The organism is Betaproteobacteria bacterium, assembly GCA_016791345.1.
Taxonomy (GTDB): domain Bacteria; phylum Pseudomonadota; class Gammaproteobacteria; order Burkholderiales; family JAEUMW01; genus JAEUMW01.
The window spans coordinates 21,889-30,807 of record JAEUMW010000211.1 but is presented as its reverse complement, the minus strand read 5'-3'; the positions used below and the strand labels follow the sequence as shown (position 1 = coordinate 30,807).

The following is an 8,919-nucleotide window of genomic DNA, read 5'->3' as shown; positions in this document are numbered from 1 at the left end:
AGCCGACCCGTGTCCGCGCACTCGGGCGTGATCGCGTAGAGTCCGCGCAGCATACCCGGTCAGGCCGCCGTGCCGGTCTCGTCGTCACCCTCGGTGGCGCGTGCCCAGAAAAGCCGGTCCGGGATCTGCTGACCCATGCCGGGCCGGAACGCAGCCTTGAGGCTCTGCCACGTGAACTCCTGCGCATCCCGGACCGCTTCCGGAATGCTCAGTCCGTTGGCCAGAGTGGCGGCCACCGCCGCCGCGAGCGTGCAGCCGGTACCGTGGAAGCTGCCCGACAGACGCTGCCACGCGTCGCTGCGCACGACACCCTCGGAGCCGTAAAGAATGTTCAGGACCTGTGCCGTGTTCTCATGGGTTCCGGTGATGAGCACGTACTCGCAACCGAGCTCGATGAGTCTTCGCGCGCACTCCGGGAGTTCCGGGTAGTCGACCTCGTCATCGGCGGTGGCAAGCCGTCGCGCTTCGATGCTGTTCGGCGTAATCAGCGTGGTCTGCGGAATGATGAGATCGCGCATCGCTTCGACCATCTCGTCGGTCGCGAGCTCGTCGCCTCTGCCGGAGGCGAGCACTGGGTCGAGGATCAGCGGAACGTCCGGGTAGTCTGCCACCACCTCCGCGACTGCGCTGACGACTTCGACACTGCCCAGCACGCCGATCTTGAAGGCAGCCACCGGCATGTCCTCCAACACGTTGCGCGCCTGTTCCACCACCCATTCGGCATCGAGGGGGAGCATCTGGTCGACGCCCGTCGTGTCCTGGACGGTGATCGCGGTGACGACCGACAGCGGATGGCAGCCCATGCTGGACAGCGTCAGGATGTCGGCCTGCAACCCGGCGCCCCCGGTGGGGTCGGTCGCAGCGAACACGAGAACGATCGGGGGCGTGGGGGAGGGAAGCATGGGGACCGCCCCGCGGTGGGTCCCAGCAGGAACCGTCGGGAGACGATTTGCTAAAATGGCATTTTAGCCGAAAACGGAACCTCTCATGCCCCCCACGGACGTCGCCGTCTACCGCACCTACATGTGCCTGATCTGCGGTTTCATCTACGACGAAGAAGCCGGACTGCCCGACCACGGGATTGCCGCCGGCACGCGCTGGGAGGACGTGCCCATCAACTGGACGTGCCCGGACTGCGGTGCGCGCAAGGACGAGTTCGAAATGGTGGAAATCTGACCTTCCCGACGGAGGCAACCATGCGATTCCTTCACACGATGCTGCGAGTGGGCGATCTCGACCGCTCGATCGATTTCTACACGAACGTGCTCGGCATGCAGGTGCTGCGCAAGAACGACTACCCCGAAGGTGAATTCACGCTCGCCTTCGTCGGTTACGGGCCGGAATCCGAGAACACCGTGCTGGAGCTCACCCACAACTGGGGCACCAAGTCCTACGATCTCGGCAACGCTTACGGCCATGTCGCGCTCGAAGTCGACGATGCCTATGCGGCGTGCACCGAAGTCAAGAAGCGCGGCGGCAAGGTCACGCGGGAAGCCGGCCCGATGAAGCACGGCACGACCGTGATCGCGTTCGTCGAGGATCCCGACGGCTACAAGATCGAGTTCATCCAGAAGAAGGCGGCGTAAGCCGGGCCTCCGCGGCGGCGTTCGCAATCGCCACGAACGCCGCCACCGGCAATACCTCGGCGCGCGCGGCGGGGTCGAGTCCGAGCCCCCGCAAGAGGTCTTCGCCTGCGAGTCCCTTGAGCGCGTTGCGCAGCGTCTTGCGGCGCTGCCCGAAAGCCCGCCTCACCAATTCGGCCAGCAGCGATTCGTCGCGTGGCGCGAGCGCCCGCGAAGCGAGCGGCAGCAGCCGCACCACCGCCGATTCGACCTTCGGCGGCGGCCGGAACGCGCCGGGCGGCACGTGGAAGAGCGGCACGACCTCGAAGCGATACTGCAGCATCACCGACAGACGCCCGTAGGCCGGCGTGGCGGGCGCCGCCGCCATGCGCTCGACGACCTCCTGCTGCAGCATGAAATGCATGTCCCGCAGCCGGGCGCTTGCCGCCGCCAGGCGAAACAGGAGCGGCGAGGAGATGTTGTAGGGGAGGTTGCCCACCACCCGGAGCTCATCGCCGACTGCGGCAAAGTCGAACGTCAGGGCATCCTGATCGCATACGGTCAGCCGCTCTTGGGGAAATGCGCCGCGCAGCATGGCCACGATATCGCGGTCGATCTCCACCGCTGTCAGATGATGGACGCGCTCGAGCAGCGGGCGCGTCAGCGCGCCCAGCCCGGGACCGATCTCGACGAGCCGGTCGTCTGCCCTGGGATCGACCGCAGCGACGATGCGATCGATGTAATGGCGGTCGACCAGAAAATGCTGGCCGAAGCGTTTGCGTGCAGTGTGCTGCAACGGGCTCGTGAGGTCGGCGCGCGGAAGACGTCAGTGCCCAGCGCTGGCGGCCCGCGCCCGTTCGCGCTGCACCAGTTCGATCGCCAGCTCGATGGCGGCGATCAGGCTGCCCGGATCGACCTCTCCGGTGCCCGCCCGCTCCAGGGCCGTGCCGTGATCGACCGACGTGCGGATGAAGGGCAGTCCGAGGGTCACGTTGACGCCACGGCCGAAGCTTGCGTACTTGAGCACGGGCAGTCCCTGATCGTGATACATCGCCAGGACGCAGTCGGCATCGGCCAGGCGTGCGGGGTGGAACAGCGTGTCCGCGGGCAGCGGACCTTCCAGGCGAAGGCCCTCGGCACGCAAGGCATCGAGCACCGGGCCCAGGACCTCGATCTCCTCGCGCCCGAGATGACCGCCCTCGCCGGCGTGCGGGTTGAGGCCTGCGACGAGAATGCGCGGACTGGCGATGCCGAAACGGCGCACGAGGTCTGCATGCAGGATGCGCAACGTCGACGCCAGCGATTCGCGGGTGATGGCAGCCGGCACCTGACTCAGCGGCAGATGCGTCGTCGCGAGCGCCACCCGCAACCGGTCGCCCACCAGCATCATCACGACACGCGGCACGCCTGCGCGCTCGGCCAGAAACTCGGTGTGGCCGGTGAACGGAATGCCGGCGTCGTTGATCACCCCCTTGTGCACCGGTGCGGTCACCACGGCATCGTAGCGTCCGCTGCGGCAGCCAGCGACCGCATTCTCCAGGGTCGCCAACACGGAGCCGGCGTTGCGCAGGTCGAGCGTCCCCGCCTGCGAAGGGTACGCGAGGGGTACCTCTTCGAGCGTCCAGTCGGCGCCGTCGTCGGGGGCGCCGATCGGTAACGGCAACTTGCGTTGCGCTGCGCGAGCGGCGAGCAGACCGCGATCGCCGATCACGACGATCCGGCCTCCGAAATGGTGCTGTGCTGCCATGGCGACGATGTCGGGGCCGACTCCGGCGGGCTCGCCGATCGTCAACGCGATGACAGGCGGAGGGAGGTGAGTGGCAACGCTGCGTCCTGCAGCCGCAGAGATCACGTCACCGACCCGGCTCAGCGGTCCTCGATCCGATACTCGACGTAGGCGCGATCGCGCAGCTGGCGCACCCACTCCTGATAGGCCTCCTCGGCCTTGCGCTGACGCAGCGCCTGCTTGGCGACCAGACGCTGGCGCTCCTTCGACATGTCCTCCGTGCGCCGCTCTTGCACCTGAATCAGGTGAAAGCCGAAAGGTGTCTGCACCGGATCGCTCACCTGACCGATCTGCAGCGCGTTCATGGCTTGCTCGAAATCCGGCACCGTATCGCCCGGCGAGATCCAGCCCAGCTCTCCGCCGCGCGACGCGCTGCCGTCGTCCGAGTGCAGGCGCGCCATCTCGGCAAAATCGGCCCCGTTGTCGATCCGCTCCTTGAGCTTGACGAGCCGGTCGCGCGCGTCGCGCTGCGACACGAGCTCATTGGTCTTGATGAGGATATGACGCACGCGCGATTGCTGGATCATGACCGGCCCGCCCGCGCTGCGGCGATCGACCAGCTTGACGATGTGAAAACCGTTGGGGCTGCGCAGCACCGGACTCAGGTCCCCCGGATTCATCGACTGCACCGCCTCGACGAAGATGGCCGGCAGACGGGCTGGCGAGCGCCAGCCGAGGGAGCCGCCCTGCAGCGCGTCGGGGGCGTCGGAAAAGCTCGCCGCGATCTGGCCGAAGGAAGCGCCGCCACGCAACTGCGCAAGCGCGTCCTCGGCGCGTGCACGCTGCCGCTGCAATTGCTCCGGGCTCGCCTGCTCGGGCACCAGCACGAGGATGTGGGAGATATTGTACTCGTCGCCCTTGCCGAGCTGCGCGTCGCTGGTGCTCAGGAAATTGTCGATCTCGCTGTCGCTCACCACCAGTTTCGAGTCGACCTCGCGCTCCTTCAGGCGGGCAAGCAGGATCTCGCTGCGAATCTCTTCCCGGAACTGGTTGAAGGCGATGCCTTCCCGCTCCAGCGTGTCGCGGAACTGCTGCAGGGTGAGACCGCTGTCCTGCGCGATGCGCGAGAGCGCCCGCTCCAGCTGAACATCGTCGACGCGAATGCCGGTCTCCCTGGCGTACTGCAGCTGCACCCGGTCGTTGATCATGCGCTCGAGGAGCTGCTTTTCCAGCACATCCTTCGGTGGCAGCGGGGTGCCCTGTTGCCCGAGCTGGCGGATGACGAGGTCGTAGCGGTCCTGCAGCTCGTGCTCGGTGATCACCTCGTCGTTCACCACCGCGACGATGCGATCCAGCGTCAGCACGCGGCGACCGGGCCTCGTCTCGGTGGCGGCGACGGCAGCGCTCACCCCCAGCACCGCCAGGAGCAGCAGCAACGCGTATGAATACCAGCGGACGGCGCCGCCGCAGGCTTGATCGATCATGGCCTCATTGTGCGAGGTAATACTGATCCTGAAACGCCGTCGTCCCGGTCCCGCGAGCGTATCCCGGAATGTAGCGATTCAGGATGTTGAAGAAGGAAGAACCGATGCTGGAGAGGCCCGTGAGCTCGAACTGAGCAAAAAAGAGCGTGTTCGAAGTCGTCGCACTGGTGACGAACCGTTGCGCCACCGCGCGGAATGCCCAGCACGCGGTAGTGTACTCAAAGCCGGCAATGCCTTCCAGCAGGCCGCCGCCGGCAATCGAGTAATTGACCCGTGTCAGGGCCGACAGGTTCGAGGTAAACGGCCACTGCGCCGAAAATTCGATCTGGCTGGTTTCCTGATTGGACGCCGTGCCCAGGCCGGGTTGCTGCTGAATGTAACGGTATCCGATATTGACGACCTGCCCGGGCCTGGGCTGATAGCGGACGTTCGCGTAGGCGCGCGCCGTCGAAGTCGTGGTCGGGCTGTACTCCCAGGAGACATCGCCGCTCCAGTACGGATTGATGCGTCCGGAGAGCAGCGCGAGGAAGTTGGAGGCGTTGGTACTGCTTGCCGGCACCCCGGGCAGGGTGACCTCCTGGCGCGAGAAATAGTAGCGATTGCCGATGGTCGCGCGCACGATCTCGCTGCCGTCTTTCGGGTCGAGCAGACGCGTACTGACCGCTGCAGTCATCTGATTCGCGTTGTTGATCCGGTCGCCGCCCACGAACTGATTCTCGGAGAAGAGCTGCGTGAAGTTATAGGTCGCGAGCGCCGTGTCGAAGACGGGAAAGCTGTTCTGCTCCGTGTTGGTGGGGATGTACAGATAGTAGAGCCGCGGCTCCAGCGTCTGGACAACCTCCCGATCCTGAAACGGAAAGACCGTATCGCGCTCGAAGATGAGGCCGCTGTCCACACTCGCGATAGGCAGCGTGCGGTTCACCGAGGACGAGTTGGTGACCGTGGGATTGACGTCGATCGCAGGCTGATTGAGCGAATACTGCGTGAAGTTCACGCCGATCTTCGGAGTCAGGAACGCGTAGGAATTCTGCAGCGGCAACGACACGCTCGGGTAGACGATGAAACGCGAGCCTTCGATCTGGCTGTTCAGCGTCGTGCCGAAGTAGTTGAAGCTGCCCATCACGTTGACGTCGGCGCCGGACACCGCGTCGAGTTCAGTGCCGTTGAAGACGATCTGCGGCAGCTGGCGATACGGCGGGATGACCGGCGCGCCGGGATCCTGGAGCGTCTGCCACGTCTGCACCCGTCCCATCACGCTCCACCAGCCGGACGCATAGCGCACCCATCCTTCCGAAGGCAGGTTGACGATGGAAGTCAGGCCGACCCGGCTGGACAGATCCCGGAAATACGTGTTGTCCGAGACCCGCTGCAGCAGCAGGAAACCAGTCCACTCGGGCGAGAAGGTCTGAGTATGTCGCCAGGAATATGCCCAGCGATCGGTGCCGAGCTTCTTGTCGTCCGGCATGTATTCGCCGCGCGCAGTGCCCTGGAAACTCGGGTTCAGGTAGCGGAATTCGTTGCCGAACTGGACGCCGCGCTCCGACATGTAGCGCGGATAGAACGTATAGTCCATGTTCGGCGCGATGTTCCAGTAGTACGGAACGGTCACCTCGAAGCCGCTGCTCTGGCTGGTACCCCAGAGCGGCGTCAGGAATCCGCTCTTGCGCTCCCCGGTCAGGGGAAACTCGATGTATGGCGTATATGCGAGCGGGGTGCCCTTGAAGAAGAATGTGGCATTCCGCGCGACCCCGATCTCCGCGTCCCGATCCAGGGAGAGCGTGCCGGTGTCGAACACCCAGTCCTGGGAACTCGGGCCACAGGTGGTATAGGTCGCGTTCTCGAACTTGAAGAGCCCCGGCCCCTCCAGATCGAGTCGCGTGCCTTCACCATAGCCCCCCGTCTGCCCGACGAGATAGCGCGGATCCTCGACGAAGCCGGTCTCGGAGTCGAGGTCGATGCGCGCCTTGGTCCCCTGCAGCACGCTGCCCCGCTGATACAGCTTGACGTTGCCGATGGCATACACTTCGTCCTCCGGCACGTCGTACAGCATCCAGTCCGAGGTAACGACCTGGGCGCGCTGGCGCAGCTCGACGTTCCCTTCGAGCTCGACGTTTTCCTGCGGGTTGCCTTCCATGCGGTCGGCTTCGACGTAGACCGGCCGCGGCACCTCACCGGGCGGCGTGTACGGTCGCAGCGTTGCTTCCGGCCGCAGCTTGAGGCCGATCAGCGTCCCCGCAGGTTCCTGCGCCTGAGCCGTGGGCACGAGCGTCGCGAGCGCGGCAAGACCGAACAGTCTTAAACGGGGAACACACATCTTGGGAGGCGGGGTGAAGCGGGTGATAAAATCGCACAATTCATCTGCAACGGCAACCGGATCGCCGACCCGCAATGTGGGCCGGCGCGGGTTGCGAAGACTCGCTTGGATCGACTCGAACAGTTGCGCGCCTGGATCGAGGCGCGACGCCCCGGTACCGCTTTCGACCTCGCCCCTGCCTCGGCAGACGCGAGCTTCCGGCGCTATTTCCGCGTCCGCTACGGCGACGGCGCGACCTGCATCGCCATGGACGCGCCGCCCGCTCACGAGGACTGCCGGCCCTTCGTGCATGTCGCCGGGCTGCTCGCCGAAGCCGGTCTCAACGCCCCGCGGATCGAGGCGCAGGATCTGGCGCAGGGCTTCCTGCTCCTCAGCGATCTCGGCCATACCACCTATCTCGCGGCGATGAACGCGGATGCTGCCGTCGCGAGCTCGCTCTTCGCCGACGCGACCACGGCCCTCGTGCGCTGGCAGAAGGCGAGCCGTCCCGGCGCGCTGCCACCCTATGACGCCGCGCTGCTCCGGCGCGAGCTCGACCTCTTCCCGGAGTGGTATGTGTCCCGCCATCTCGGCGTTGCGCTTTCGTCCGAGCAGGCGGCGATACTCGAACGCACCTTTGCGCTCGTCATTGCCGCCAACCTCGCCCAGCCGCAAGTGTTCGTTCACCGCGACTACATGCCGCGCAACCTGATGGTGAGCGACCCGAATCCGGGCATTCTCGATTTCCAGGACGCGGTGTACGGGCCGATCACCTACGACGTCGCCTCGCTGTTTCGCGACGCATTCATAAGCTGGGACGAGGAGAGCGTGCTGGACTGGACCATCCGCTACTGGGAGAAGGCGCGCCTGGCCGGCTTGCCGGTCGCCGAGGATTTCGCCGCGTTCTATCGCGACTTCGAGTGGATGGGCCTGCAGCGGCACCTCAAGGTGCTCGGCATCTTCGCCCGCCTCAAGTACCGCGACGGCAAGAGCGGCTACCTCGAGGACACACCACGTTTCGTCGCCTACGTGCGTACCGTCGCCGAGCGCTACGCCGCGCTGCACCCGCTGCTCCTCCTCTTCGACGAGATCGAAGGACGATCCACCCGTGTCGGCTATACGTTCTGAGATGCGCGCCATGATCCTGGCGGCCGGGCGCGGCGAGCGCATGCGGCCCCTCACCGACACCGTGCCGAAACCGCTGCTGGCGGTGGGCGGCAAATCGCTCATCGCACGGCACGTCGAGAATCTTGCGGCGGCCGGAATACGCGACATCGTCGTCAACCACGCCCATCTCGGCTCGATGATCGAGGAGCATCTCGGCGACGGCAGCACCTTCGGCGTGGTGCTGCACTACTCGCGCGAGGGCATCGCGCTGGAGACCGCGGGCGGCATTGCGATGGCGCTGCCGCTCTTGGGGGACGAACCGTTTGTCGTGGTCAACGGCGACGTCTATTGCGAGTTCGATTTCGCTGCGCTCCTGCCGCGGGTCGCGGGGATGCGCTTCTCCGATTCGACCGCCCACCTCGTTCTCGTCGACAATCCTCCGCACCATCCGCTCGGGGATTTCGCCGTGGTGAGCGGGCGCCTGAGCAACGCGGGCGAGCACCGCCTCACCTATTCCGGAATCGGTCTCTATTCCCCGCGGCTCTTCGCCGGCATCACGCCGGGTGCGAAGGCGCCATTGGGACGCCTGTTGCGCCAGGCAGCGGATGCCGGGACGCTGACGGGCGAGCATTTTCAAGGACGCTGGGAAGACGTGGGCACGCCGGAGCGGCTCGCCGAACTCGACCGTTCGCTGTCGCTGCGCGCGGCCGTGCCGGCTGCCGGGTAAGACGGCACCGGAATCCTTCG

At 65.8% G+C, this 8,919-nt stretch carries 9 protein-coding genes; 4 read left to right on the top strand and 5 right to left on the bottom strand.

What is annotated here, in order from left to right; genetic code table 11:
- Positions 1-59: 59 nt before the first annotated feature.
- Entirely contained in the window at positions 60-902 is an 843-nt protein-coding gene (locus JNK68_08035) for a hydroxymethylpyrimidine/phosphomethylpyrimidine kinase (protein MBL8540307.1), read from the bottom strand.
- Between the two features lie 85 nt (positions 903-987).
- On the opposite strand from JNK68_08035, the gene JNK68_08030 reads away from it, so the two are divergent.
- Both JNK68_08030 and gloA read left to right on the top strand, forming a co-directional pair.
- Positions 988-1,176: a rubredoxin gene (locus JNK68_08030; GenBank protein MBL8540306.1), complete on the top strand. Its 189-nt coding sequence runs from the start codon at positions 988-990 to the stop codon at positions 1,174-1,176.
- Positions 1,177-1,196: 20 nt separating this feature from the next.
- On the top strand, positions 1,197-1,586 hold the full coding sequence (gene gloA / locus JNK68_08025; protein ID MBL8540305.1) for a lactoylglutathione lyase: 390 nt from the start codon (positions 1,197-1,199) through the stop codon (positions 1,584-1,586).
- Here gloA and rsmA read toward each other — a convergent pair.
- From rsmA to JNK68_08005, 4 genes are read right to left on the bottom strand one after another with little or no spacing between them, the layout of a single operon-like run.
- Complete coding sequence (gene rsmA, locus JNK68_08020) at positions 1,564-2,358, bottom strand: 16S rRNA (adenine(1518)-N(6)/adenine(1519)-N(6))-dimethyltransferase RsmA (protein ID MBL8540304.1); 795 nt, start codon at positions 2,356-2,358, stop codon at positions 1,564-1,566. The genes gloA and rsmA overlap by 23 nt on opposite strands.
- A gap of 30 nt (positions 2,359-2,388) precedes the next feature.
- A complete protein-coding gene (pdxA, locus tag JNK68_08015) occupies positions 2,389-3,411 on the bottom strand; it encodes a 4-hydroxythreonine-4-phosphate dehydrogenase PdxA (GenBank protein MBL8540303.1) in 1,023 nt (340 codons plus the stop codon).
- 17 nt (positions 3,412-3,428) lie between these two features.
- A complete protein-coding gene (locus JNK68_08010) occupies positions 3,429-4,772 on the bottom strand; it encodes a peptidylprolyl isomerase (GenBank protein ID MBL8540302.1) in 1,344 nt (447 codons plus the stop codon).
- Between the two features lie 4 nt (positions 4,773-4,776).
- Positions 4,777-7,086 carry an LPS-assembly protein LptD gene (locus JNK68_08005; GenBank protein ID MBL8540301.1) on the bottom strand — a complete coding sequence of 770 codons (2,310 nt, stop codon included), beginning with the start codon at positions 7,084-7,086 and terminating at the stop codon, positions 4,777-4,779.
- A gap of 105 nt (positions 7,087-7,191) precedes the next feature.
- Here JNK68_08005 and JNK68_08000 point away from each other — a divergent pair, with 105 nt between their 5' ends.
- On the top strand, positions 7,192-8,193 hold the full coding sequence (locus JNK68_08000) for a phosphotransferase (GenBank protein MBL8540300.1): 1,002 nt from the start codon (positions 7,192-7,194) through the stop codon (positions 8,191-8,193).
- A gap of 1 nt (position 8,194) precedes the next feature.
- Positions 8,195-8,899 carry a nucleotidyltransferase family protein gene (locus JNK68_07995; protein MBL8540299.1) on the top strand — a complete coding sequence of 235 codons (705 nt, stop codon included), beginning with the start codon at positions 8,195-8,197 and terminating at the stop codon, positions 8,897-8,899.
- The last annotated feature ends 20 nt before the right edge of the window (positions 8,900-8,919 follow it).

Coding starts and splice junctions, on each gene's coding strand:
- JNK68_08035 (MBL8540307.1), bottom strand. CDS start 902: ATGCTTCCCTCCCCCACGCCCCCGATCGTTCTCGTGTTCGCTGCGACC.
- JNK68_08030 (MBL8540306.1), top strand. CDS start 988: ATGCCCCCCACGGACGTCGCCGTCTACCGCACCTACATGTGCCTGATC.
- gloA (MBL8540305.1), top strand. CDS start 1,197: ATGCGATTCCTTCACACGATGCTGCGAGTGGGCGATCTCGACCGCTCG.
- JNK68_08010 (MBL8540302.1), bottom strand. CDS start 4,772: ATGATCGATCAAGCCTGCGGCGGCGCCGTCCGCTGGTATTCATACGCG.
- JNK68_08005 (MBL8540301.1), bottom strand. CDS start 7,086: ATGTGTGTTCCCCGTTTAAGACTGTTCGGTCTTGCCGCGCTCGCGACG.
- JNK68_07995 (MBL8540299.1), top strand. CDS start 8,195: ATGCGCGCCATGATCCTGGCGGCCGGGCGCGGCGAGCGCATGCGGCCC.